The following is a 26,935-nucleotide window of genomic DNA, read 5'->3' as shown; positions in this document are numbered from 1 at the left end:
CATTTAATTTTTCAATTGATTCTAGTTACTTGTTCAATAATCTATGTATGATAACGGCTGCTTCTGCTCTTATCGCCGTATCATTTGGCTTGATCATGCCATTGTAGCCCTGAATGATTCCTTCCTTGAGCAATTGAGCCAGAGGGCCTGCTGCATAAGCTGCTACCTCACTCGAATCACTAAAGCTGCTTAAGTCTGAAACTGACTCGTCCAGTATGTTTCCGGCTATCTTCATTGCTCGTGCAGCCACCACCATCATATCCTGTCTGGATATGCTTAGCCTCGGCTCGAACAGGCTCTCGCTCGTTCCCTGAGCAATTCCAAGTTTCCTGGCTACCCCTACCTCTTGATAATAATAGTCGGACTGTTCTACATCATTGAAATTGCCATCTACTTCTGCATTAAGATGTAAAGCTCTGACCAGCAAGCTAATGAAGTCTGCCCTGGTAATATTGTCCCCTGGGCTAAAGGTAGTAGCCGACGTCCCTTTGATGATTCCCGAAGATGCTAGCGCTTCTATCTCCGTATTTGCCCACTCATAGCCTTGGAGATCGACGAAGGCAGTTCCATAACTGTATACAGTTGCTGCAAGACTCGAATCCAGTGCCTTCACGGATACCAGCTTAATATTGGCATTTCCCTGGGCCTTCCCTTTGAAGATGATAGTACTCAGGGCTACTCTCCCTTGCACTCCGGCCTTCTTCCCAACCTTTGTAAAGGCTATCGTCATTTTCCCGTTATCTACCTTTGGAGGTATGTAAAAACCCTCCAGCTTCGATTCCCCTTTAACCAACTCAACGATTTCAGGATCGAATGTAATCAGTACTTCATATGCATAAAGGTCTTTTAAGTTGTTTCCATTCACCGTAACTTCCAGCTCTTGATCAAGTAAAGCGTTTTCAACACTTTTGCTCAGCGTGAAGTCTGTATCCCCTTCTGCATATCCTGCTCGGGGGAAGCAAGCAACTATCATCACTACAATTAAATATAATACGAAAGTTACTTTCCCTTTTCTCATGTTCATCTCCTTAGAATGCATAATATCCCATCCCCGGAACCAAAGATACATAACCTATTCAACAATTTTTGTTGAAACATACGCAAGATTAGTAAGATATATCTTACAATCTTTGGGAAACTAAGTACCCCTCATTCAAAACTACCATCGTCAGCTTTGGCCAGCACTCTGCGCTGAACATCTCCCCCCGAGGGGAGAAGTCTTTTAATAGCGTTTAGATCAAAGATTGAGCAGACCCCATACCTTTTTTCTTACTCATTCTAAGACTCCTCTCGTATTTCATCTTAACTTCCATTTGATTACACTCCTTTTAGAAATTTGTAATTACCAAAATTACTGTGGTGTGATAATTACTGAGTTGAGTATAACTCGAACGTCATCATTTCAGAATGTAATTTCTTATTCGAAAAGTGAATATTTCTACGAATATACGATATAAATTCAACCAATAAGTGGATCATATAAAAGTATACATTTACTATAGAATAACAAACGTTAAATTTTTAGGATTTATTCCAATTATTCCCTTAATAACTACGAGATGCTATTTCTTTCTCGGCTGTCACTTGTGTAAATACATTTTCAGGGGTAACAATACGTTTCGGCAATGTGCTGCCTTTCACGATTTCTTTCACAGCTTGAATGAGATTTGGCCCCAGCAACGGATTACATTCAACCACTAGATTAATTTTACCCTCATTCATCTTCTCAAGTGCTTTCCTCGTGCCATCTACGGTGATGACCACAATATCTTTGCCCGGAACTAATCCATATTCTTCTATCGCCTCTAAGGCACCAAAGGTCATATCATCGTTATGGGAATATAACACACGAATCTCCCTCCCTTTTTCTTGCAAAAATTTCTTCATCACTTCTTTGCCTTTAGCAACTGTGAAATCTGCGTTCTCACTCTTCAAGAATTGCAAATCACCACGCGAAGAAATGACGTCACGAAATCCCTTCCCCCGAGCAATGGATGGCGTTGATCCCTCTGTACCCTTTAATTCTACAATCCCTACTGATTTAATCGATTTAGAAATTTTATCTAATAAGTACTTCCCTGCTTTTCGACCTTCCTCATAAAAATCAGAACCAATATAGGTCACATACAGCGATGGGTCAGTGACATCTACCAGCCGATCAATAATAATGACTGGAATACCTGCTTGTTTAACTTCTTTCAGAATAGGCTCCCATCCCGTTTCTACAACAGGAGCAATGGCGATGACATCCACTTTCTCTTTGACAAACCCTCGGATAGCCTCTATTTGCTTTTCTTGCGATTGCTCTGCGTTTTGAAAGTTGAGTTCGACATCAGATTCGGCTGCAGAATTTTTAATAGATGACGTATTGGCAAGCCGCCATTCACTTTCAGATCCTAACTGTGAGAATCCTAAGACTGGCTCTTTAATTATAGGCGTTGTTACAGACTTCTCTTGGCTTTCTTGTCCAACCTTTCTAGTTGTTTCATCTACTTGAGCTTGCTCACAACCAAAGAAGCACATTAGAATGCTTAGCGACACAATCAGTTTGGTAAGCGCTAACAACATACTCTTCGGTCTACTCTTGTACATTTTATTCAAGTCCCCCTTGAAGATTATTTCGTGTGGAAATGAGACATATGTCGTTCTAATTGCCCTGATATTTGATTCAATCTCGTAGAGAGTTCTAACAGTTGCTCGCCGATCGTTAGCTGCGTTGAACAGAGTGAAGCGACTTGCTCCGTTGAAGCTGATGACTCCTGTGATACAGCAGATACTTCGAATATAGCCTGACCGAGTACGGTTTGTACAGCGTTTAATTTATCCAATGACAAGGTAACATCCGTAGCTCGTGTTAATAACTGCTCCATTTCTTCTTGGATTCGTGTAAATAAGTTGAACACCTCAAATACTTCCACATTCATATCTTGAAAGAAAGGCAGTGCATCAGACATAGCCCCTACTGTGCATTCCACCTCTTGTAAAATAATATCTGTATATTGTCCCACTTGACCAATGGAGGCATTGGATCGTTCCGCCAGTTGGCGTATCTCATTCGCAATGACTTTAAAACTAGCTCCTTCGGCTCCAGCCCTGGTTGCTTCAATCGAAGCATTAAGTGACAATATCTTGGTTGATTTCGTGATCTCTTTCAAGATTTTCAGTATCGCACGAACAGCACTTGCAGATTCCTGGAGACTGTTAACTTTGCCTGCTACAACTCGAAAACTAGCTTCAGTATCCCCAGATTTACGCAAGAGATCATGTACTGAGTTTCCACCCGTTCTACAAACCTCTTCTACCTCTTGAGCGGAATGAGCCATTATACGTTGAAGTGAAAACACATCAGTTAAAGAAGTACTCATTTGTTCCATACGCACCGCACTTTGCTCGGCATTCGAAGCCAAGTCAATCGCACCACCAGCTATTTGATCTGTCGCTGCGTGTATTTCTCTTGCAGAGATAACGGTGATTTCGGCTGCACTGCTCATACGCTTACTAAATTCAGTGACTTCAATCACACTTTCTCTAGATCTCAAGATAAGAGCTCCAATATTCTCCATCATCTGCTCGTATGCGAATTCTACCTGTCCAATCTCATCTTTCCGATTCTGAACAGACAGTCTACCGGTTAAATTGCCATCGGCAGCTAACCTCATTAACTTCACAATATGGGAAAGTGGTTTGCCAACCATGAATACAATCCATAAACCAATCATCAAAGCAATCAGAATGTTTAAACCTATAAATATATAGGTCATTTTCTGAATTTTACTAACAGACTTCGTTAACTCAGCCAACGGTGCAATCGCGATGAATGACCAATTACTAATGGTTGATTGGCGATAAGCAAGCAAATTATTATCCCCTCTCACATTTTTAGCTATAAAGCTTCCTGAAATTGTTGAATTCGCAGGTATAGAAATATCGTGAGTGTTCGATACCATGTTATTGCTCAAAATCACCCTCCCAGATTGGGTTGTGATAAGCGTTTCCGCGCCATCACTAAGCTTAAAAGCATTGACCATCGTTTGCAAAACAGTAGCTTCTATTTGAACGATTAGGATGAAATCCTCAGAGCCTACATTATTTTTTCCTAGCAATCTCCCGTAAGCAAAGAGTGGTTTGGGTGAATCTCCTAAGTACCCTTTTTCTTCAATAGGCATCCAGACGGGTTTACCACTCGCATTAAGAATAGTTTGAATCCAACCAGCCTTTCTTAGATTTGGACTCAACCCTTCTCGTTGCGTACTTATCATTTCAAGTGACGTATGAATGGGAATCAGTGTGATATCTCGAATGCTCTGATCCGATAATGCTAACTGGTCGAATACATCCCTCATTTCGGAATTTCTTCGTTCCAGTTCAGCTTTTCCAATACCAGCGTTAGAAATTTGAAATAAATTTTTAGTAAGTACGCTATCACTAATGAGTTGATTCGATAAATCTATGTAAAACTGCTGCTTCATGTCTAATTTCTCCCCCGCAGTTGTAACTAAATCCTGCGAGCTTTTTTTCATTTGGTCAATGATTGCGTTTTCAGCAATACGGGAAGAAAATACCCCCATACCTATGACGGAGACACCTAAGGAGCAAAAAAAGATGAGGAAGAGTTTAGTACCAATCGACCTACTTGGCCGTTGAAATAGCATCCGCACGATGTTCATCATATTTGTCATGTAAGTTCCCCCAATTTACATATAAAAAAGGGCATTACTCGACAAAACATGTCAATTAATGCCCTTCCCTCAACTTTTACCTTCGTTGTGCCCAGCGTCGTTGACTTAATAAACGTTGCAAGATAATAAACATAAATAATAGAATACCGATAACAATCTTCGTCCACCAAGAACTTAATGTTCCTTCGAAGCTAATAATTGTTTGAATAACACCTTGAATCATGACACCAAAGAAAGTTCCTACAATGTATCCAACTCCTCCTGTGAGAAGTGTGCCCCCGATGACAACCGCAGCGATCGCATCCAATTCCATACCCATCGCGTGCAAACCATAACCTGACAGCATGTAGAAGGTGAAGACCACACCTGCAAGTGCTGAGCAGAATCCGCTAAAAGCGTAAATTAACATTTTAGTACGTCCAACCGGTAATCCCATCAATATGGAAGATTGCTCACTTCCACCTAGTGCATACGTATTTCTACCAAAACGCGTGTAATGAGCAATGTAGAAGCCAAGAAACACAACCAATAAAGCAATGATGACACTGATTGAGACAAAGTTACCACCAGGTAGGCTGATCTTTGTTTGAGCTACACTTGTATAGAAGCCATTATCGATAGTAATGGTATTAATACTAATGATGTAACACAATCCTCTAGCAAGGAACATCCCCGATAAAGTAACGATGAAGGGTTCAATCTTGAAGTAATGAATGATGGCCCCCATCCCCCACCCGAATAGAGCCCCAATTAACAAAACCATCGGTATGACGATGCCAGGCGGCCATCCTGCTTGGACTAAACTTGCTGAGATCATCGTCGTTAAGGCAATGACGGAACCAACCGATAAATCAATACCTCCAGATACAATGACAAATGTCATTCCAACTGCTGTAATTAATAAGAAGGCATTATCAATGAGCAAATTCATCAATACTTGTAAGGAAAAGAATCCTGTATAACGGAAAGAACCGATAGCGAACATGAGTACAAATAATCCCATGGTCACTAGAATAGGAATATGCTGTTTCTTAAGCATGCTGTTTGACCTCCCTCTCAGCCGGATAATGGCGCGTTTTCCAACGGAAGGCAATCGATTTGCGGAAAGATTCCGATTGAATTAAACAGACAATTAGAACTACGAAAGCTTTGACAACTAGCGTTATTTCTGGTGGTACACCAATCATATAGATCGTCGTCGTCAATGTTTGAATGATTAACGCTCCAACTAATGTACCAGCTAAGTAAAAGCGTCCACCCGTTAGTGCGGTTCCACCAATAACGACAGCTAGGATCGCATCGAGTTCATACCATAATCCAGCATTATTGCCATCTGCGCTTGAGACATTCGAGCTTAGAATTAGTCCTGCAATTGCTGCGCATAAGCTACAAAACATATATACGAAGAACATAACCGTCTTCGATTTCACTCCGGCAAGATTACTTGCTGTTGGCTTACAACCAACAGATTCAATAAATAAACCGAGTGCTGTCTTTCTTGTTAAGAGATAAGCAATAAGGAATACGATAGCTACGATGAAAATTGAAAAAGGAAGTGTCAACAAGGATCCTGCACCAATGAATTTATAGTGGGGGTTCGAAATCGTAATAATTTGACCACTTGTTATTAATTGCGATACACCGCGTCCAGAAACCATCAAGATTAGCGTCGCGATAATCGGCTGCATACCAATATTGGCAACTAAGAAACCATTCCATACACCTAGAACTAGTGATATCAACAACGCAGTTCCTACTGAAATGATGACATTCACTAAGCTGCCATCTCCATTACTGATCATCAGGCACGCTATCGCTCCTGAAATCGCTACGACCGAACCAACGGAAAGGTCGACCCCTTTCGTAGCCGCAATGACGAGTGTCATACCAATGGATACAATCATTAGTGGAGAGCCAAAGTTTAAGATATCAATTAGACTGCCGTATAGGTGTCCGTCCCGCATTTTGATCGCAAAGAAATCAGGAGAGTAAATAAAGTTAAAAACTAATAATGCCCCTAAAAAAATTAGTGGCCAAAACAAATGATGCTTCACCATGTCTATTAACCTCCCGCAATTGCCTTCATGACATTTTTCTGGCTGATTTCATCGCCAACCATTTCTTTCACCTTGTGACGATCTCGCAACACGACGATTTTATGACTGACGCGTAATACTTCCTCAAGTTCGGATGAAATAAACAGAACTGACATCCCTTTTTGCGCTAAAGACAATACTAATTTCTGAATTTCAGCTTTAGCTCCAATATCAATCCCTCGTGTAGGTTCATCTAAAATCAACAAACTTGGATCCGTGAGCAACCAACGAGCAAGCAATACTTTCTGTTGATTACCGCCGCTTAAATTTTTTATCAAATGTTCGGGATTAGGTGGATTAATGTTTAATGCTMGAATGTATTCATCTGCCATTTCATCCTGTCGTTTTCTTGAGATCGTTTTAAACCAACCTTGAGACGCTTGAAGGGCTAATATGATGTTCTCTCGAACGGTCAAATCATCAATAATCCCTTCTAATTTACGGTTCTCAGAGCAGAAGGCGATGCCTTGATCAATTGCCTGTCTTGGCGAATGAATCGCCTCACTTGAACCTGCAACTGTCATTCCACCAGAATCAGCTCTGTCTGCTGCAAAGAATAATCTAGCTAGTTCCGTTCTACCTGAACCCAACAAGCCTGCTAAACCAACAATTTCTCCTTTATGAATCGTTAGATCAACAGGTTCAATGGAACCTTTCTTCCCAAAATCGGTTGCTTGAATGAATACTTCATGACTAAATTGATTAGCTGCATCACCTTTGGGCAACTCTTCTAGCAGCTCAAGGTCCTTACCAATCATTTTAGAAACCAACTCTATACGAGGAAGATCTTTGGCTAAATATTCCCCAATAAACTCTCCATTGCGGAGTATGGTTATGCGATCTGAAATGTCGTAAACCTGATCCAAGAAATGAGTGACGAATAGAATCGCTAGTCCTTCATTTTTTAATCGGGTCATGACAGAAAATAGTTGGATAACCTCACCTCTATCTAAACTGGAGGTTGGTTCATCTAGAATTAACACTTTGGCCGAAATACTTAAGGCTCTGGCAATCGCTACAAGCTGTTGAACAGCTACGGAATACGCATGCAAGGGTTGTGTAACGTCTATTTCAAGATTCATTCTCTTCTTCAATAATTGCGCAGCATCATCATTCATTTTTTTCCATAAAATACGACCGAAGCGACGTGGTTCACGCCCAATGTAAATATTTTCAGCTACAGACAGGTTTGAACAGAGGTTAACCTCCTGATAAACCGTACTAATACCTGCGTTTTGCGCATCAAGCGGGCTAAGAATACGAATTGGCTGTTTATCCATCTCAACAATTCCCTGATCAATGGAGTGAACACCCGTAAGTACTTTAATTAATGTAGATTTACCTGCCCCATTTTCACCCATTAGGGCATGAACTTCGCCAGGAAACATTCTGAAATTAACGTTCGTTAGCGCCTTAACACCCGGAAACTGCTTATGAATTCCGGTCATCTGCAATACCGGACCACCCTGTTTCATCATGCCACTCCTCTCCAATATGAACGAGAGCCCCCCCATACTAGCAAGATGGAGCAGCTCCGCCCTTTTCATTTATAATAACTAGGTCGTAGACAATCTCTTAGTACTGACGATTCGGTAATTCACGTTTCGCATCTTCTGAAGTAAATACGCCTTCTTTGGTAACAATACGTTTCGGCAGTTCTTTACCACTAAGTACATCTTTAGCCGCTTGCATTAATTGTCCACCAAGGAGTGGGTTACATTCTACGATGAAGTTAATTTTCCCTTCGCTTGCCGCTACGAAGCCGTCTTTCACACCATCAACAGAGATAATGATGATATCTTTACCTGGCTTAAGTCCTGCTTCTTCAATTGCTTGAATAGCTCCTAGTGCCATATCATCGTTATGTGCATAGAGAACATTAATGTTCTTATTGGCTTTCAAGAATGCTTGCATAACCTCTTTACCTTTTGCACGTGTAAAATCACCTGTTTGAGAAGCAATGATTTTAAGGTTTGGATTTGATTTAATAATTTCGCCAAATCCAGCTTTACGATCATTCGCAGGAGCAGAACCAGTAGTTCCTTGAAGTTCTACGATATTAACTGTTTCTTTCGCTTCTTTATATTTGTCAACTACCCATTTCCCTGCGCTGCGGCCTTCTTCCACGAAATCCGAACCAATGAATGTTTTGTAGAGGGAAGTATCCTTCGAATCTACAGCTCTATCCGTTAAGATAACTGGAATGCCAGCATCTTTGGCTTCTTTCAATACAGTGTCCCAACCGGATTCAACAACCGGAGAGAACGCGATAACATCAACCTTTTGTTGGATATATGTACGAATGGATTTAATTTGATTTTCTTGTTTTTGCTGTGCATAGGAGAATTTCAATTCAATGCCTGCTTCTTTCGCAGAATCTTGAACGGATTTCGTATTCGCTGATCGCCATCCGCTTTCAGCACCTACTTGAGCAAAGCCCATAGTGATTTTCTTGTCCGCTTTAGCCGTAGCTACTGCTGCTGTGCTTGGGCTTACCGCCGCTGCTGCAGTTGTGCTGCTTGCTGTCTTGCTGTCCCCTGAATTACCACACGCTGCTGTGAACATCATCATTGCTGAAGCTACTAATACTACGCTTAGAGATCTTTTCATTTATATTTCCTCCCTTATTTCACCTGTTTGCTTCGGTGTGACTAAATTATAGGATACGAATCGTGCAAGGGTATACGGAGTTTCGTAGACTCTTCTTGTAAATTATTATTCACTTTTTGCGCTTCCAAATTAAAAACACTACTTTTTTATTCAAAAAGTGTAGTTTTTTGTTTAATGATTGCGTTTTCAAATTGATTGATTCATAATTTACAATATGCTTTCGACACTTCAGATCTAGTGAAAGGTATTTGTACGATGGATATATATCGAAAAATTACTTCTAGCCTTCGTGCTAAACTTTTAACGATGTTTGTTATACTCACATGTCTTCCACTAATTGTTGTTGGTCTCATTTCCTATCATAAATCGTACAATACCGTGTTCAATAACAGCAAAGCGGCAACKATGATGCTTGCAACCCAATTGGCGACTGACATTGATAATGTATTTACAGATACTAAGAAACTCTTGGAACTCGAGAAAAACCCCAATGTTTTACATTTCCTCTTTTCACAAACAGATTCAAATTTAGATGCACGAGAGATTTTACAAACGATGTCTTCCTATAGACAGACGTATCAATATGATGGCGTGCTGAACATTACGATGATTAATTTATATGGCCGAGGGATCAGCGAGAGAAAAGGTGTCTTTCAACTTAATAAAAACGCATTACGAAATCCGCATTTTGACTATCTGATTCAACATCCAGAAGCTATTTTGAATATCCCACCTGATGACCCATCTTCCATAGATCCTCTAGACGGATTTCAATACAAGAATCACAATATTATTTCGATTGTTTCTACAGTAAAACAGCGAGTTACCCACGAAGTCATTGGATTCATAATCATTGATGTCGATGACAACATCGTTAAAAAGTTTAGTGATAACGTCATTATAGGGAAAAGCGGCTTTTTCTATGTCGCAGACAACAAGGGCAATGCCATTTTCTTACCATCAAAAGCCGCAAACCATACAAAGTGGTTAGAAAACAAAAATATTGCTTCTATAATTGAAAACAAAAACAAAGACTATGTGGATTCTTCGGAAGGTAAACCAGAATTTATTGTAACTTCTCCCTCCACGTCCACGGGTTGGAATATCGTTGGGGTGGTACCATTGCAAGAAATTGTGGAGGAAGCCAATTCCATTCGTCAGCTCATTATCATAAGCGTTATGCTTAGCATCATTTTTGCGATAACCTTGCATTTCTTTGTGTCTACTCGCTTGACTCGACCTGTTCGCATACTCAAAAACAAAATGCAACTCGCCGCATCCGGCTTTCTTGAAGCTAAAGTCGTTCTTACAGGTACAGATGAAATCTCTGATTTGGGGAATAGCTTCAATACTATGATTGGGAAAATTCGCATGTTGCTAGACCAAAGCATTAAAGAGCAGCAAGAAATCAAGAAATCGGAGCTTAGAGCCCTACAGGCTCAAATTAACCCTCATTTCTTGTACAACACATTGGACTCCATACTTTGGTTGGCGCAATCAGAGAAAAAGGATCAGGTCGTCCAAATGGTTATGGCTTTATCCAAACTGTTTCGAATTAGCTTAAGTAAAGGGAAGGATTGGATAACCTTTGAAAAAGAAATTGAACATCTTCAGAGTTATTTAACCATCCAACAGATGCGGTATCGGGATATTTTGGATTATGAAATTGTCATCGATTCAAGCTTGCATTCGTTACTTATCCTTAAAATGACCTTACAACCCATTGTTGAAAATGCCCTTTATCATGGGCTTAAAAACAAGCGTGGCAAAGGGCTGATACGAATTACGGCGAAGATTGAGGATGAAGATAACTTCCTTATTGTGGTCGAGGATAACGGTAAAGGCATTACGGAAGATCGACTTCAGCAGCTGCGGAAGGATTTAATGGAACCTCATACGCCAAAGGAAACTGGAAATGAAGTGTCCGGAGGATTCGGATTGCACAATGTTCATAAACGAATTCGCTTATATTATGGAGAAGCTTATGGCGTACAGGTAGACAGCATAGAAGGTGAAGGAACGATTGTTAGCATTCGAATACCGTGTGATTGGGGATGATGTTTCGTGAAAAAAATATTGTTAGTTGACGATGAGATATTAATTAGAGAGATTATTCGTGATTGTATCGATTGGGAGAAGGAAGGATTTATATATTGTGGCGATGCATCAGATGGCGAGGTTGCCCTACCTATTATTGAAAGAGTTCAACCAGATATCTTAATTACGGATATTCTTATGCCTTTCATGAACGGTCTGGAATTAAGCAGCATTATGAGCAAGCAGTTTCCGGATATGAAGATTATTATTCTTAGCGGCCATGCCGAGTTTGAATATGCAAGAACAGCTATGCAAATTGGTGTGCAAGAATACTGCCTAAAACCAATTAGTCCTGATGAGCTATTGAAGGTTCTCCACAAAGTCAGTCATGAAATTGACAAGGAACGGCAAATCGCATCACAACTTCAACTACTAAAAGATAAGGAAAATGAAAATAGTTCAATTTCACAAGACAAGCTATTGAATGATCTATGCAGTGGATTCATGACCACTTTAGAACTGATGCATCATAGTGCTTCCATTCAATTAAATATTATTGCGCATTATTATGTCGTTACTGTGCTAGATTTACGTGAAAGTGATGTGTATAAACTTGAAGAGATGAATGTCAATTATGAAAAGGAACGCTTACTTTTGGATAAGTGTAACCAATTGAAGGAGAACAATAAGCATTTGATGTTTCAGCGAAGCCGCTCTGAAAGCGTATGGATTATTAAAGGCGATACCTTAGAGCATTTAAAATATGAATTACAACTATTTCTGGATTTGCAGAAAGAGATCTCAGAAGAAGCTCACTCTCTGCCCATCTCACTAGGTATTGGTAGTGTGCAAGATCGTCTTCAAAATGTACATCTGTCCTTCTTAGACGCGATGGAAGATGCCCACTGGCGGAGGCTATCTCGTCAAAATCGAAATTTGCTAAGTGAGATGAAGGCAGAAACCTTAGATCCCATTCTCTTTTTGGACCGTGGTGCCTTTATGGATTTTTTAAAAATTGGGTCGCATAATAAATTAGAAACCTTTGTTGCTGAATATGCTGCCGCATTAGTCAATATTAATTGGCAATCCTCTTCTATCGGCTTTTACATCTTAAATGACGTGACGATCGAAGCCTTCCGTTCCAATAAAGATATGTATCGACACCTTGCTGAACCAGAGAAATCACTTCATCAATTCCAACAACTGATTGGTAATATACGGAGTTGGGAAGAAACCTGTGCTTATTTAGTCAATTTAATTGAACAGTTCTGGAACTGGCGTTCTCGTATTTACGATAAATATAGTGATATGATTACGAAAGTCAAAGATTATATGCAATTGAATTTTGAGAGGGATAACTTCTCCTTACAAGACGCTGCCGATTATGTCAATCTGAGTCCTAATTACTTGAGTCGCGTATTTAGCCAGGAAACCGGGCAAACCTTCATTGAGTTTTTAACCCAGGTACGCATTCGCAAAGCAATGGATCTGCTCAAAAGCACGTCAGCGAAGTCATATGAGATCGCCTTTTTGGTAGGCTATAATGACCCCCATTATTTTTCAAATTTATTCAAACGCTTAACTGGCATGACCCCCAAAGAATTTAGAAAGAATGGGACTGCTGGTGAAGCTCTCGATAGCACGAAGGGAGATTCTCTTCATGAGGATGACTAAATGGCTAACACTTGGAACGATGATGGTGCTGGTGTTAACGGGATGTAAGGATTCCACCCCTTCCGCTCCCGAAGTTTCTTATTCAACTTCAAGCTCGCCTGGCTCGACGATGTCTAACACGAAGCATGCCGATACGCTCACTTTTGGAATCATATATCCCATGACCCATCCTTTCTATGAAATGATTACCGATTCCATAGAGATAGCGAGTAAGCCTCATCCTATTCAATTAATTGTCAAAGCACCTGATGAAATTAACTTAGAGCAGCAAATGCGGATGATGGAAACTCTGATTACACAGAAGGTTAGTGGAATTGCCATTGACCCCATAGATCCCGTTGCACTCGAGCCATTAATTAATAAAGCCGTACAAGCGGGTATTCCCGTTATCTGCTTCGAATCGGATGTGCCTGGCAGTAAGCGTTACTCCTTTATCGGAAGTGATCCGCTTAAAGAAGGTACGCTCATGGGTCAAATGATAGATCGGTATCTTAAGGGCAGAGGAATGATTATGATCGAGGGAAGTATGTCGGGCTCTCCTCAAATACGCCAACGACTTCAGGGATTAGAACAATATTTAAGACAATACACGGAAATTCAGGTTCTCGAAAAGAAATATCATAACGGCGATAATGAGAAAGCAATTTTAGATCTGGAATCCATGATTAATGAGCATCCACATTTTGACGCTCTAGTTCCTTTGGATATTGTCTCCAGTTCCAATACAATTCTTGTATGGAAATCTCAAGGACTGAAGCGTTATGCGATGACATTCGGTATGACACCTGAAGTTAAAGAAGCTTTATTAAATGGTCAAATCAACGCTGTGATTTCTGAGAATGAGCATTTATGGGGCAATATAATAATTGAACAACTCCTCGCCGCGGCTAAACATGCTACTCCGACTGGATGGATTGACACTGGTTTTGAAGAGATTAAACAAGAGGAAATGGCTAATAACTATTGAAAGCTAACATACAACAATATAAGTGCAAAAACAGCTTTTTGATGATTCAATAGGCTGTTTTTGCTATGGATCAACAAATAATCCTTTTGAGAGATTTTACGAAATGTCATTCAGATAAGATGATTAATAATAATAATAATATATGTGTGGTGTCATATTTATTGAGAATATTGAGGTCAAAAACGTTGATTTATCAAGCTTCGTTTTCATAATTAATGAGAATCTGTTCGTTCTCAAAGTCCTAACGAGCGGTAATTTCCATAATTAGTGAGACTATCCGCAGATACAATTTTGTTTATATATGCATTATATTGCATAACGAAAATGAATCCTGTTGATGAGCCTCATGTGCATTTTTTCTTAAAACAAAAAAGGAACACGGTATCCCAATTTGGATTCGTGTTCCTTTTTTTTGATTATATAATTATTTAAGCAACTAGACTATAATGAATGACGCTTCTACTAATGTTTGCTATATTTAGAGATTCTATATTGTAAAGATAAAGTCCCCATGTACATAACTTTTATTTTGGTCTGATCCACAACCCGAGACAATAGTGAAAGATGCTTCAGCATCATTCTATTTGATATTAATAGATTTTGCGAGTCATCGATTACTAGAATCAAGTATCAAGATATTGTTAATAATAGCTGAGTTTCCAATTCAAATGTAGTTTTTCGTAGTGGATTAAGATCCATCTTTCACTCTTTTTCGCTGCCACTACTAGACAAGTTAGTTAGTACTGCTAACAAACACTAGTTATTCTATTGATATCTTCACAGATCTGCTTTGCAAAGAGTGACTTGCCAATTCCAGAATATCCATCAATAAACATAAAACTAGCTGGTAGGAGCAGGTAATTCATTAATTTTTATACGAAGTAAACTATAAGGTTTTTGTCGTAGGTCTTTTCCATAATGAAATCTTGCCTGCCGATGTAGTTGATTCACAATAACATATAAGTATTGATCTGGACCTATAGAAAAAGTATCTGGCCATAAAATTCTCGGATGATGTGCGATGGTTTCCATAATTCCATTCGGGCAATATCTTTCGAATACTATCGTTTTCATAGTCTCCAGCGTTCTGTGTTTCGATTCATCAAAATTTCCCCTTCCACTTTCGGTAAAAAATACGGATCGGGTGAAGTTGAACTTGCTCCATTTAACCGTCTAAACGCATTTCCATTTTCTAAATTTACGACTATAATAGCGCCTGGACCTTTGGAAGAAGAATCCGTTATATAGGCATAACCTGATTTACCAATGCGAAAATCAAATCGAACATCATTCAGATATGTTGTCGGCAAGACTACATCTTCTGCAAACGTATATACTTTTCTTATTGTATTTGTATTTAAATCTACAGCGACTAATTTTGCCCCTCCTTTAATAGGCTCAGAAAAATTTGGTGCTGCCGTATCCAGTACCCACAGGGTTCCCCTTCCATCTGCAATTACACTTTGGACACTGATGAAGGACATGGTGATATTCGAAGGGTTTATCGTATTCGTTTCTAAATTTGGATAAGGCTGCAAATGACCCTCAACAATTTCCGCTACCGTAAATCTAACGTCATCTCCCCATTTCGGAAAGCAATGAAGATACGCCCGGTTTCTGACACACTAACGCCTGTAGGCATAGCCCCATAAAATGAATAAACGAGTTCTAACTGACCGAAATATTCTTCCATAGGTAACATAGGTTGTATGATATCCTCCCCAACATATTTGAAACGATATTACCTATATATGTTTAAAACTATTTCTAATGCCTGGCTCTTAATGATTCTTTTTCTAAAAGCGGATGTTGAAGTCGTCGCCAGCTTCCAACTGGCTGGCATCATGACGCATTGGGCTCCACTGCTTAATAATATCCGAATTCGATTAAGTTTTTTGAAAATGTCCGAGACATCTCAAAAATAAAGTGGTGGAACCACTCTCATGGTTCCCTCTTATCGAACCGAACGTGCCCTACTCAAATTTCGACTGCCCGTCGCACAACAAAAAGCTTCGGCACAAGCCGAAGCCTTCTGACAGTGACACAGGCTCCAGTCATTCACTACATGCCGTATATGTACGAGTTGGTTACATCGGGCAAAGTGGACCCTGGTGACATTGTTACGCATGTCATTCCACTCAGCGAGGCTAAGCGCGGCTATGAAGTGTTCGATACGAAAACCGACGATTGCATCAAAGTCGTCTTAAAGCCTTGAATATGGATAGATACATGGGAGGACAATCCGAATGAATTCCAATTACGCTTTGCATGAGATGCTGGAGGTTCATGAAATGGCTACGTTCAAGACGATTTGCCTGACCAAATCCAAAACCATGCAAATTTTGCAGCAAGACGTGCAAGTATCCCAGCAGCAGCTTCAGGAGCTCGGTGGAGTGCTGTCTAAAATGACCCTATAGGAGATAAAACATGAACACAATATTAGAACACATGACAGGGCTTCATACGCTGACCGATGACGTGATCGCTATGGATTTTTTGATGAACGCCAAGAGCGGAGTCAGAAACTACGCCATGGCCGTGACCGAATGTGCCACCCCCGAAATCAAGCAAATTTTGATGAAACAGCTTGACGAAGCCATAGACTCCCATGAAAAGATATCAATCTACATGATGCAGCGGGGCCTATACCATCCCTACCATATTCCAGAGCAAATACAGCTCGATCTGAAAAACATTCAGACCGCTATGAACATTCCGTCCTGACACCGTATTCGTCCCAACAAAACGAGCGAAACCACCATGGTTCAGGCGCGTTTTTAATTTTAGCCGGAGACTTTAGAGAATATAAAATGTTCCCTGTGTCAAGAATCCAACAATAGAATATGGCGGCTCCGCGCTTATTGCGCCTTCGTCACAAACACACTTGAACAAGCGTTCCTTCGTTTGTCTTGCTTCTGATTGTCATCGCCACGCACTCACTGGATCTCCACTAACCTGCTCAATAGGTATTCTTATGTTGCCACAGATAACGTCTGATTTGTGATTTTAAAAATCTCAATCCCCGCGACATTCTGTAGAATTAATTGAACTATTCAGCCCGTTAATTGAGCAAAGGCTACCGAATAAATCGGCAGCCTTTTGTAAGTATATATTGAGAAATGTCCCGTTAGCTTCACTCCAACTGAAGTAAATGAGTGTCATTTTCAGAATCATCTTTTACTGAAAACCCAATAGAGCGATAAAACAAATCAGCAACAGGATTATCAGTCTTTAATACAAGCATTTGATAATTATTTCTAGCTTCTGTAATAACTGAATCCATTAGCATCCGCCCTATCCCAAATCGGCGTACACTTGGTGAGACATACATTCGACGAACACGACCAATTTCTATGTTTTCTGAATTTGGGGCTTGATTCAGTCCGCAAACTCCTACAATATCACCGTTTTTTATGGCTAGAAAGAGTGCTTCCCCGTCCAAATCGAATTTATTGGTTCCATCTTCATAATCGGTTACCAATCGTTTGAGGTGGCGAAATCCTTCGCTCGTACTTTCATCAACCAACAGATTAAGCTTTTGGGTATCTAGATGATTCACTTTTGTTATAATAAATTCTTTCAATTAAACCATCTCCCCCAAGAAGTCATTTCCAATGCCCCCAATATTAATTCAACAACTTTGGGAAGTATCCTGTACAATAGCTTAATGAGGCTACCTTCGCGGTAGCCTCATCTTGTAGTTAATTGAATATAGGGTAACAATAGGTAAGCATTTGATGTTATCTCCAGCTTTTCCCCTGTCCCACACGGAGCGTACGAGTTTCCCAGTACTCCGCGTTCCCTCTAACTGAATTTACTAAATCATAAGATTGGAATAGGTAAGACTTTGAAATAATCTCCGTCTTTTCCCCTCCGCCACACCGTGCGTGCGACTTTAACCGCACACGGCGTTCTATCTTCTACAGAGTCGTGTTAATAGCTTCCAAGTTACTCATTTTGCGATATTGGTTTATCGTTATAGCCATTTTCTCGGTTATACCAAGGTTGGCGACGAGTCTTTCAATCAATTCCTTAGATTTTGCATGTATGAGTACGTGAACATCTTTAAAGAGGATACGAAGATTGTTAAATTTATCGTCCCCACCAAGATGAATTGGCAGATAGTGATGACAGTGGACGTATGATGAGAAAAGGAACATACCTGTAATCTCACAGCATCCCTTTTTCATACTATATCGACTGATTCTATTATCCAGGTACTCCACACTTCGGTTGGGTATGTTGGATTCCATGAGTTTTATAATTTCTTTCCTAATGCCCTCTTGCAACTTTTTGTATATCATTCCTCTTCCCAGCTCTGTAAAAGGGGTCATCCCACGACCAAAACACATATTGTTTGAGGTCTTCACATCACACAGAGGAAACAGATATGTATCATTTATCCGAAACGTTCTAAAATTTATGCTGTAAAATTTTCGGTAAGTTGGGGGTGCTTTAGTAGGATTCTCATATTTCCCAACCAGTTTAAGTCGATTGTAGGTGAATGCTCTAAGATCGTAGGCAAGACGTGAAAACTCTGGGTTTACCTGTGTAGCCTTACAGAAGTAATTGTGTATCCCTAATACGAAGCTGTTGTAAGAATTAGCGTTTTGATTTGTTTGCGATTTTTGCATTATTTTTATATGCTTCTTCGCTTCCAATTTAATTTCACGCTTCTTCTTATCGCTAATCCCTGTTTGTACCACTATCTTTTTACCCTTTTTCACTGTAAATATTGTAAATCCCAAGAACTCTGAAGTTCGTTTTCTAAGGTTTACTATCTGTGATTTTTCAGGTGATATATCAAGATGAAGACGATCCTTGAGGTAAAGTCTTACAGCATGATACCACTTTTGGGCTGTTTTCCAATCACGGCAAAGGATTTTGAAGTCGTCCGCATAGCGGACAATGTATCCTTCTTTGAGATTGGTTTTTTTTAAAGCGTTATGTCTACTTCCGTTATGAGCGTATTTGAAATTGGAATTGAAAGATTCCCATTGTTCAGAAACCCAGTGGTCGAGATCATTTAGTACGATATTAGAGAGTAGCGGCGACAGAATGCCTCCTTGCGGAGTCCCTTTAAATGGGATTCCTTCGCCTGAGATTTCAGCTTTTAGCATTTTACTTATAATGCGTAGAACTTTTCGATCTTTTATACCCATGTTCCATAATTGCTTGATTAGTAGGGTATGGTTAACATTATCGAAGAAACCTAAAACGTCTATATCCACTACATAATGCAGACCAACGAGGTTAACCAAATGCTGAACTCTAGCTATTGCATGGTGTGTTGACCGTAATGGTCTAAAACCATAACTGTGTTTAAAGAAATGAGCTTCGGCTATGGGTTCAAGAACCTGTTTAAAGCATTGTTGGACAATGCGATCAATCATACAAGGGATACCAAGTGGACGTTGCTTTCCATTTGGTTTAGGGATAAGAACTCGCCTTATTTGTTTGGGTTGATAATTAGCCAGTTTTCGTTGAATTAGGGTTACAATTTCTTCGTCGGTCAGAGTTTTGAAGCTGTTGATTGTCTTACCATCTGTTCCTGCTGTATGTGAGCCATTATTAGATTTGATCATTCTGAAAGCCAAAAGGATATTTGCCCTAGAAGAAATTGTATCGTATAAACGAGTAAAATTTTCTCTGTTAGTGGCTCTTGAATGTAAGTCCGTAAAGGTCTCAACCATATTGTAATAATCCCAATATCGAATAGCTTGCACTGTGGACTCCCCCTTTTACTGGAGCAGCGTTCCCACATTCTTACCTGATCGGTGCAATTCACTTTTGGAAAATTAACTGATTTATATAGAAGACTCAGGGCTTTTCCTCGACTCTCATTACAAGAGTTTCATCGGTCGTGCCCTTACTCTCACAAGGATTAATGCATTTCGGCATATGCCTTATAGCAACCGTCTGGGCTGGCAGACCTTAAATGCGACGTTCCTTGCTTTCCTTGTTCCCTGTATCCTAGCTATGCATAGAAATTTTAGGTGTTACCTCTGAGCCTGTGAGTTGGACACCGCCATTGTTCGGTGTAATGAATTTCCTAGAAGAAATTTGTACTTTTCATCGCCCACATCAGCACTTGCTGATACATATGTTTCCATATGTTGTAACTTTAGACCCGTACATTCSCACCGCAAGTAGGAATTTAATGGGATGGTTTCAGTAGACATGGTTACATCATTCCCATCCTTGGATACAGAGTTGGACTCGGGTTGAGTCCCTGCCTTTCCTACTAAGTAGCAGTTATAGCAGAACAAGTCGCACTTCCTCGTTACTCATTGATTTGGGATATGTTAAACTGGTCCTAATGCATACTTTTCACGGTATTTGTTGATCTGAACCATCATCAATTCCGTTAAACCAAGTTTATTCGTGAGTTCGTCAATCGTCTCTTTTTGTGTTTGAAGGATTAGTTGCCCGACCTCCTTGTGGAGGATACGCAAGTTGTTAAACTTGTCGGTTCCACCTGCGTGTGGCGGGATATAATGGTGGCAGTAAACATCGAATGCGAAGAGATACATGCCTGTAATTTCGCATTTCCCCAACTTCATGCTATACCGGCTAATCCGATTATCCATGTATTCAACACTTTGATTCGGGATGCTAGATTTCGATAGGAGGTAAATTTCCTGACGTAAATCTGGTCGAAGTTTTTTGTATATTAGTTCTCTGCCTGCTGTGGTAAAGAGTGAAAGACCTGTACTAAAGCCCATCGTATTCTTGGTTTTCACATTGGCAAGAGGATATAAATAAACATCTGCTATTTTAAAAGTCCTGTAACCCAAGCTGTAAAATTTACTATACGTTGGCGGTGGGTTTGCAGGATGCTCGTATTTCCCGATTTGTCTGAGACGATTGTACATGAAAGCTCGCAGATCGTAGGCAAGACGTGAGAACGCAACACTAACATGTGTTGCCCGATTGAAATAGTTGTGAATTCCTAAAACAAAGCTGTTAAACCGTGCAGCGTTTAGAGCCGTGGGTGAAGTCCTCATTCTGAGAATGTGTTTCTTAACTTCACTTCTGATCTTCTGCTTTTTGTCCGATTTTATACCAGTATGAGCTACTCGCTTTTGACCCTTTTTGTTCGCTCGGATAGTAAACCCTAGGAACTCCGACTCTCGTTTTCGCAAATTAATGATTTGCGATTTCTCAGGTGACACGTCCAGTTTCAAACGGTCTTTGAGATACAAAACAACCGCATGATACCATCTTTGGGCTGATCGCCAATCTCTGCAAATGATTTTAAAGTCGTCGGCGTACCGAACCAGGTAGCCTTCTTTCAGACTTGACCTTATTTTCGCGCGCCTTTCTCCATCCCTAGACTTGAACGGTTGTGTCAGGGGAAAGAATTCCCATTGACCTGCCACCCAATGATCGAGGTCATTCAATACAATATTCGAGAGCAGTGTTGACAACAAGCCCCCTTGAGGTACCCCTTTTGAAGGTATTCCTTCCCCTTCGATTTCAGCTTTTAGCATTTTTGAAATGCATGCTAGAACTCTTCTATCTTGAATTCCCATATTCCAAAGCTGCTTYAMRAGCAASGTATGGTTGACGTTGTCGAAGAATCCCAAAATGTCGATGTCTACTACATAATGCATCGAAGCCTGATTGATGAGAAACTGTATTCTTGCCATGGCATGGTGTGCCGATCGAAGGGGTCTGAAACCATAGCTATGGTTGTAGAATTGGGCTTCAGCTATGGGCTCAAGGACTTGCTTGAAGCACTGTTGAATGATACGGTCGAGGATACACGGGATGCCCAGCGGTCTCATCTTACCGTTATCTTTTTCGATGAGTTTCCTTCTGACATTCTTGGGGCGATAGTTTTGCAGTTTATTTTGGATTTCACTTACTAATTCGTATTCGGGTCGTTGTTCGATGTCTTTGATGGTTAGTCCATCTGTTCCTGGTGTCTTTGATCCTTTGTTGGACTTCATTGTACGATAAGCTAGCAAGATATTTTCTCTAGATGTGACGATCTCATATAGATGCGAGAAGGTTTCTTTGTTTGCTGATCTTTCGTGCAGATCCGTAAAAGATTCCGTCATGCCGTAATACTCCCAATTTCGTAAAGCTTGCACTGTGGCATCCCTCCTAAACGAAGCGATGTCCCCACATTCCTACCTGATCGGTGCAATTCACGTATGGAAAATGATCGTTCTTTTCAATTAGACTTGGGGCTGTTCCTCCATCTCCATTACAGAGGTTTCTTCGGTCGTGCCCCTACCCTCACAAGGATTAATTCATTTCGGCATATGCCTTATTGCAACCGTTTCGGGTAACAGCCCTTCTTTCAACGTCCCTTGCTTTCCAAGTCCCTTACAACCTAGCTTTTTTTTTTTTTTCTGAACTTAGGTGCTTCCTCTAAGCCTGTGAGATTGATGCCACCCTTGTTAGGCATAGCGTATTTCATAGGGTAAAGTCTTACTTTACGCCACTCACCCCATCGTTTGATGGTACATACGTTTCCGCATGCTCTAACTGTAGACCTGTACATTCGGAAGTTCGTCAGTTCGCTTCTGCGCGAACATTCTCACCGTATTCAATTTTTCAGCCACGCGACATATCCGTCGGCATACCTTTTCTACTAGAATGGCTTCRGCCTTCGTTCTGTCGAATCTACCTGAACTTCGCACCCCACGACCTGTTAGTCGTGACGCGCGCAGGAGTATTGGCGGGATGGTTYCWGGATACATGGTTCCGTCATTCCCATCCTTGGTTGTAAAGTTAAGATTACTGCTGTAATCTCCTGCTTTTCACACTGTTTGGTGCTTATAGCAGAACTTGTCGTACTTCGCCGTTAGCTTAATATCATCTAGTGTCCATATCCGTGTGATGCTTGAGAGAGATACGCTATTATGACAGCAAAAACAAGGATAATACTCATTAAAACAAATGCATAGCCTGTCATTCGTGCTGTCAAATTTCTTTTATAGAGTTTAGATTTACGTATAAACAGAAATCCAACCCCCAGCAACAACGCAATAATTATTCCAACGTAATCGTCCAAGGAATCATCCCTCATCTTGATTATTACTTTTTCATTTGTGTTTATATTGACGCAAAAATTAGACTTTAGTTCAGCACTATCAATGTTTTCCCTTTAATTTCTAAAGCCTCTTCATCAGATATTTCAACTAATATTCCGATTATATCTAGGCGTCTGTTCTTAAAATTGCTCCCATAATTTATCATTTCTATACCTTTGATTTGAATTTCTTGAGTAACATTTTCTCTATTTCTTAATGTATCACCGATTTTAATGGTTGAATTCGGATTATTAATAACACAAGTTAGAACGTAGCCTCTACCTGTAATCATAAATATTTCATCAATTGTTAATTCAATGAGAGACAAGTAATCACCAACCTTTTGATGTGATTTTCGCGAATTTTTCATATGTAAATTATTCGTTAAGTGATTGAACTATCGTTCTTCGTTTGTTTAATCAATTGGTTATCCTTCCACTAATTGATAAAATCTGATGTCACCTTTTTCTGTTTCAGCTATCAATATGTCATTTCGCTCTTTGACACGGAATATCTTTGTTCCCACTTCCAGTTTATTTGCTGTTCCGTTTTTAAAATCTTTATCATTATTACTTCGGTGTCTGATTTCAGTTACTTGTATGTCTTTGGTTAATTTTAACTCGTCTACCCAAGGAACTCCTGCATTGTAAATGGTGTCTTTATACATGAAAATATTAGCTTTCAAATCCATTCTTAAAACTTCTTGTGCAGTTGGATTTCCAATTGTTTTAGTCTCACTCTGCTGTTCTGAAATCTGCTTGGTGGGTTCTTTACCGCAACCAATCAACAAAGCAAAACTACATATAACAACATAAATAATCATCCTCTTCACCAAATTGTACCCCTCCTTTACAAATCCATCAATTGAAATTGAGACGTGGAAATCCTCACGAATGTTGCAGCCCTTATTCAACTCTACTGCCCTTTAATTTAGCGATGACAGCCAATCGGAACTAATGTATGTCTGAACTAAAATTTCTTGTAAGAGCTTTAAAAAACGTATGAATGACTCTGTCGGGAATGAGATCAAGTTCTTGTCAAAATCGGGAATGGGATCAAGTTCTTGTCATTGCCTTGTGACAAGAACTTGATCCCATAAAATAAAAAAACCGCGATTTACGCGGCAATTAATGAGATAATGTTCTTGTCACCCGACAATTAATCGGTCATACGCATTCAGAAATTCCGCATGTCCCGCACTCGACTTGAAGACAGGTAAATAAGTGGCTGCATCATTCCTCCCTGGCGGCGTTTAAGATTTCGACCTGTACGGCGCTTCCTTTTGTTGTTCAGAAATTTTCGGCATCGGGAAATAACGCTCCTTGCGTATTATGTAAAAAAAGAGAGTATTCTCGCTTATTATAACGAGAGTACTCTCTTTTTTCAGTTAATAGATAATCTCGATTTTACCGTCCTTATAGACGCGGAGATGTGCGATGCCAATTCAATGTCGGCGGCAGATCAATTCAACGGACGTACAAAGGTATAATATTGCAATTATGCTTAGGTTGTGTGGGTATTAATAAGTATTGATTCAATTAAGTGTGATTTGGTGCTAGTACTCTTCGGAGAAAATGAAGCGATGCTCGAGTGACATCAAAACTGTGACTACACTCGTAGATGCTTGTATGGAAATATTTCCCTTAACGGTATTGGATTACAAGCCCGTCGACAAGCCCATCTTACCGAGGCGCTCCTTTTTTGAAAAAGACCAAATCTTAGTCCTTACAGCATTTAGTGTAATGCAGAACGACAGACTCCAACATATGGAAAAAGTTACGCTTCCTAAATCAGAAAAATCTGCTCTTACCTATCTGAAATTGATTTTCAAAAATTTGATTAAAAAAGTAAAAAGACAGTCAAAGACTTTAGTAATTAAAGTCTTTGACTGTCTTTAATCCGCTATCGTTCACCGAATCGGAATGGGTTACCTATTGCGGTTCTTTCTTAGAAAACTTACCTTGATTTTTAAGGTGTTCTGTTGCTTGCTGGAGATAAACGGTATTCCATACACCAATCGCATTAATGATGATGTTCAACGCACTGGCCCTCTGAACCTGCTCATGTAGCGCATGTTTCCGCAGTTCTCCATGTTTGCCGAAAAAGATCGCTCTAGCCAAAGCGTTCATGGCTTCCCCCTTGTTTAACCCCCGGTGGATTCTTCGCCGCATCGCTTTGCTTGAAAGATAATCAAACCAGAAGATAAAATGTTTCAGGTCGCTTGCGTACTCTTTTAGTGTTTTGGGATTCAAATCTTCGTTGTCTATTATTACATTTAATCCCTTACTACTCTATACGTGTTCACCCCGCCTACAGCAGCCCCTTAAGGTAACTGGTGCCGTTTGCCTCATAACGAATGGCATAATCAATGAATCCGCGCTTATGATTCAGTCCATCCTCGATGTGCTGCTTCTTCTTTTGGAAGTCATCGAACGATAAGCCGAGCGGTATTCGGTAAACGTACTCAGTACCCCATTTGTGACGTGTTCGCCTTAGAAGGTGGATAGTGTGCTTCTTTCCTCCCTCTTGCACCGTTAGTCCGCACGTATTCGCCACACGCTATCACAGCAATGGTTAGCAGAAAAGGCGGGAGTTGGTCGGAATACAATCGGTGACTTAGCTTCGGGAGATGGGTGCGCACCTAACGCCAGGACGATGTAGAAGATATTGAACGCACTTCGCTCGATCGATCCTAACGTTAAGGCACATGATTTTTGTTCGAAGTGGGGGTATAGACCTAGTTCGGAATCATCCACTTGACCATATATTGATATTGCCAGCCAGCACACCCAACTCACTCGTCACCCTCATTTAAACAACGAGAAAAAACGGTCTGTATTCGCATCTAGCTCGCGATAAGACCGTTTTGTTTTCCTCGATATTCTTTGTGATGTTGGATTAAGAAATTACCAAACACAAGTTATTGATAAGATGATAACCAAAAGAATGAAAAGAACCAAAACAGCTGCTGCGTTGTTGTGATGATGATGACCTACTCCACCTACTGCTCCCATGTTTACTCAGTCCCCTCAAGTGAATTTTCATTACGGTATAATTATATGCTCGTTACATGGTCATTGATTGGCCATACGTCACCCTCATTTAAATAATGAGAAAAAACGGTCTGTATTCGCATCTATTTCGCGATAAGACCGTTTTTGTTTTTTTGTGATGTTGGTTTAAATTGCAAAAGTCATTAAGATAATAACCAAAAGTACATAAAGAACCAAAACAGCTGCTGCACTGCTACCTCCACCATATCCTGCACAACTTGCACCACTCATGATTAGTCAGTCCCCTCAAGTTAAATTCCATTACGGTATAATCATATGCTCGTTACATAGTGATTGATTGGACATAAGTCTATGTACTCACAATACAACCCAGTTAATGTACAGCCGTTTCTCCTAAATGTAATTTTTTGCTTTGTCCTCCATTAAGGCAACTTCACTCCCCCGTAATTGGATTTTATCGTGATCTTTTCTTTACAAGGACAAGAGGGATTAATCTACGCTCTTCTACCTGTTACTTTAATGGAAAAAGAGCAGTTGCCAGCGAGGCAAACTACTCCCGTTTTTTTCAACAAACGTTCACCGTTAACATTCCTGTAGGTGTTAGTAGATTGAATTTGCAAAAGAACGCCTCGCTACGATGAGTATGTACTGGGTTGCAGTCCTCAGAACTCACCTTAGGAGGCGTTATCATGAAGTCTAATCCAATTAAGTCTCAAAATCAACGTGTAGAACGAATCAGCACTACTACTCTGGTCATAGGCATCGATATTGCCAAGGAGAAACACGCAGCACAAGCCATTAATTTTCGAGA

At 40.2% G+C, this 26,935-nt stretch carries 18 protein-coding genes and 3 pseudogenes; 6 read left to right on the top strand and 15 right to left on the bottom strand.

Annotation, left to right across the window (positions count from 1 at the left end):
* Positions 1-25 precede the first annotated feature (25 nt).
* The 7 genes from AC1DLM_RS28010 to AC1DLM_RS27980 all read right to left on the bottom strand — a co-directional run bounded on the left by AC1DLM_RS28010 (position 26) and on the right by AC1DLM_RS27980 (position 9,385).
* Entirely contained in the window at positions 26-1,018 is a 993-nt protein-coding gene (locus tag AC1DLM_RS28010) for an S-layer homology domain-containing protein (protein WP_477571789.1), read from the bottom strand.
* Positions 1,019-1,545: 527 nt separating this feature from the next.
* Positions 1,546-2,592 carry an ABC transporter substrate-binding protein gene (locus tag AC1DLM_RS28005; RefSeq protein WP_477571788.1) on the bottom strand — a complete coding sequence of 349 codons (1,047 nt, stop codon included), beginning with the start codon at positions 2,590-2,592 and terminating at the stop codon, positions 1,546-1,548.
* Positions 2,593-2,615: 23 nt separating this feature from the next.
* Positions 2,616-4,679 carry a methyl-accepting chemotaxis protein gene (locus tag AC1DLM_RS28000; protein ID WP_477571787.1) on the bottom strand — a complete coding sequence of 688 codons (2,064 nt, stop codon included), beginning with the start codon at positions 4,677-4,679 and terminating at the stop codon, positions 2,616-2,618.
* Between the two features lie 76 nt (positions 4,680-4,755).
* Positions 4,756-5,718: a galactofuranose ABC transporter, permease protein YjfF gene (gene yjfF, locus AC1DLM_RS27995; protein ID WP_477571786.1), complete on the bottom strand. Its 963-nt coding sequence runs from the start codon at positions 5,716-5,718 to the stop codon at positions 4,756-4,758.
* Complete coding sequence (locus AC1DLM_RS27990; protein WP_056619128.1) at positions 5,711-6,736, bottom strand: ABC transporter permease; 1,026 nt, start codon at positions 6,734-6,736, stop codon at positions 5,711-5,713. Before AC1DLM_RS27990 ends, yjfF begins: the two co-directional genes overlap by 8 nt.
* A gap of 5 nt (positions 6,737-6,741) precedes the next feature.
* Positions 6,742-8,253 carry a sugar ABC transporter ATP-binding protein gene (locus AC1DLM_RS27985; RefSeq protein ID WP_477571785.1) on the bottom strand — a complete coding sequence of 504 codons (1,512 nt, stop codon included), beginning with the start codon at positions 8,251-8,253 and terminating at the stop codon, positions 6,742-6,744.
* Between the two features lie 97 nt (positions 8,254-8,350).
* Positions 8,351-9,385, bottom strand: coding sequence for an ABC transporter substrate-binding protein (locus AC1DLM_RS27980; RefSeq protein WP_477571784.1), 1,035 nt, complete (start codon positions 9,383-9,385; stop codon positions 8,351-8,353).
* Positions 9,386-9,640: 255 nt separating this feature from the next.
* Here AC1DLM_RS27980 and AC1DLM_RS27975 point away from each other — a divergent pair, with 255 nt between their 5' ends.
* The 3 genes from AC1DLM_RS27975 to AC1DLM_RS27965 are packed head-to-tail and all read left to right on the top strand — an operon-like array spanning position 9,641 to position 14,063.
* Positions 9,641-11,443: a cache domain-containing sensor histidine kinase gene (locus AC1DLM_RS27975; protein ID WP_441992372.1), complete on the top strand. Its 1,803-nt coding sequence runs from the start codon at positions 9,641-9,643 to the stop codon at positions 11,441-11,443.
* A 6-nt stretch (positions 11,444-11,449) separates the two neighbouring features.
* Positions 11,450-13,096 (top strand): response regulator transcription factor, encoded by a 1,647-nt coding sequence (locus AC1DLM_RS27970; RefSeq protein ID WP_477571783.1) that lies wholly within the window; start codon positions 11,450-11,452, stop codon positions 13,094-13,096.
* Positions 13,083-14,063: a sugar ABC transporter substrate-binding protein gene (locus AC1DLM_RS27965; protein ID WP_441992370.1), complete on the top strand. Its 981-nt coding sequence runs from the start codon at positions 13,083-13,085 to the stop codon at positions 14,061-14,063. The genes AC1DLM_RS27970 and AC1DLM_RS27965 overlap by 14 nt, the downstream gene beginning before the upstream one ends.
* Before the next feature lie 840 nt (positions 14,064-14,903).
* On the opposite strand, the pseudogene AC1DLM_RS27960 reads toward AC1DLM_RS27965, so the two are convergent.
* A pseudogene (locus AC1DLM_RS27960) lies at positions 14,904-15,774 on the bottom strand (L-dopachrome tautomerase-related protein).
* Between the two features lie 333 nt (positions 15,775-16,107).
* Here AC1DLM_RS27960 and AC1DLM_RS27955 point away from each other — a divergent pair.
* The 3 genes and pseudogenes from AC1DLM_RS27955 to AC1DLM_RS27945 all read left to right on the top strand — a co-directional run.
* Positions 16,108-16,278: pseudogene (locus tag AC1DLM_RS27955) on the top strand (glutathione-dependent formaldehyde dehydrogenase); the annotation flags it as partial.
* Between the two features lie 31 nt (positions 16,279-16,309).
* A complete protein-coding gene (locus AC1DLM_RS27950; protein ID WP_441992369.1) occupies positions 16,310-16,480 on the top strand; it encodes a hypothetical protein in 171 nt (56 codons plus the stop codon).
* A gap of 10 nt (positions 16,481-16,490) precedes the next feature.
* Entirely contained in the window at positions 16,491-16,787 is a 297-nt protein-coding gene (locus tag AC1DLM_RS27945) for a spore coat protein (RefSeq protein WP_441992368.1), read from the top strand.
* 409 nt (positions 16,788-17,196) lie between these two features.
* Here AC1DLM_RS27945 and AC1DLM_RS27940 read toward each other — a convergent pair whose 3' ends face one another.
* The 7 genes and pseudogenes from AC1DLM_RS27940 to AC1DLM_RS27910 all read right to left on the bottom strand — a co-directional run bounded on the left by AC1DLM_RS27940 (position 17,197) and on the right by AC1DLM_RS27910 (position 26,394).
* Positions 17,197-17,646 carry a GNAT family N-acetyltransferase gene (locus tag AC1DLM_RS27940; protein WP_441992367.1) on the bottom strand — a complete coding sequence of 150 codons (450 nt, stop codon included), beginning with the start codon at positions 17,644-17,646 and terminating at the stop codon, positions 17,197-17,199.
* A 337-nt stretch (positions 17,647-17,983) separates the two neighbouring features.
* Positions 17,984-19,789, bottom strand: coding sequence for a group II intron reverse transcriptase/maturase (ltrA, locus tag AC1DLM_RS27935; RefSeq protein ID WP_441992655.1), 1,806 nt, complete (start codon positions 19,787-19,789; stop codon positions 17,984-17,986).
* Between the two features lie 579 nt (positions 19,790-20,368).
* Entirely contained in the window at positions 20,369-22,162 is a 1,794-nt protein-coding gene (gene ltrA, locus AC1DLM_RS27930; protein WP_477571782.1) for a group II intron reverse transcriptase/maturase, read from the bottom strand.
* Between the two features lie 994 nt (positions 22,163-23,156).
* Positions 23,157-23,438 (bottom strand): hypothetical protein, encoded by a 282-nt coding sequence (locus AC1DLM_RS27925; RefSeq protein ID WP_441992632.1) that lies wholly within the window; start codon positions 23,436-23,438, stop codon positions 23,157-23,159.
* A gap of 99 nt (positions 23,439-23,537) precedes the next feature.
* The gene (locus tag AC1DLM_RS27920; protein WP_441992633.1) at positions 23,538-23,942 is read right to left on the bottom strand and encodes a hypothetical protein; all 405 of its coding nucleotides are present in this window, start codon (positions 23,940-23,942) and stop codon (positions 23,538-23,540) included.
* Between the two features lie 1,111 nt (positions 23,943-25,053).
* A pseudogene (locus AC1DLM_RS27915) lies at positions 25,054-25,314 on the bottom strand (Tn3 family transposase); the annotation flags it as partial.
* Positions 25,315-26,289: 975 nt separating this feature from the next.
* Complete coding sequence (locus AC1DLM_RS27910; protein WP_441987817.1) at positions 26,290-26,394, bottom strand: YjcZ family sporulation protein; 105 nt, start codon at positions 26,392-26,394, stop codon at positions 26,290-26,292.
* Positions 26,395-26,935: the final 541 nt, after the last annotated feature.

Source organism: Paenibacillus sp. 01T442 (genome assembly GCF_056398345.1).
The sequence above is the reverse complement of the archived record's forward strand: the minus strand, read 5'-3'. Positions and strand labels throughout refer to the sequence as shown.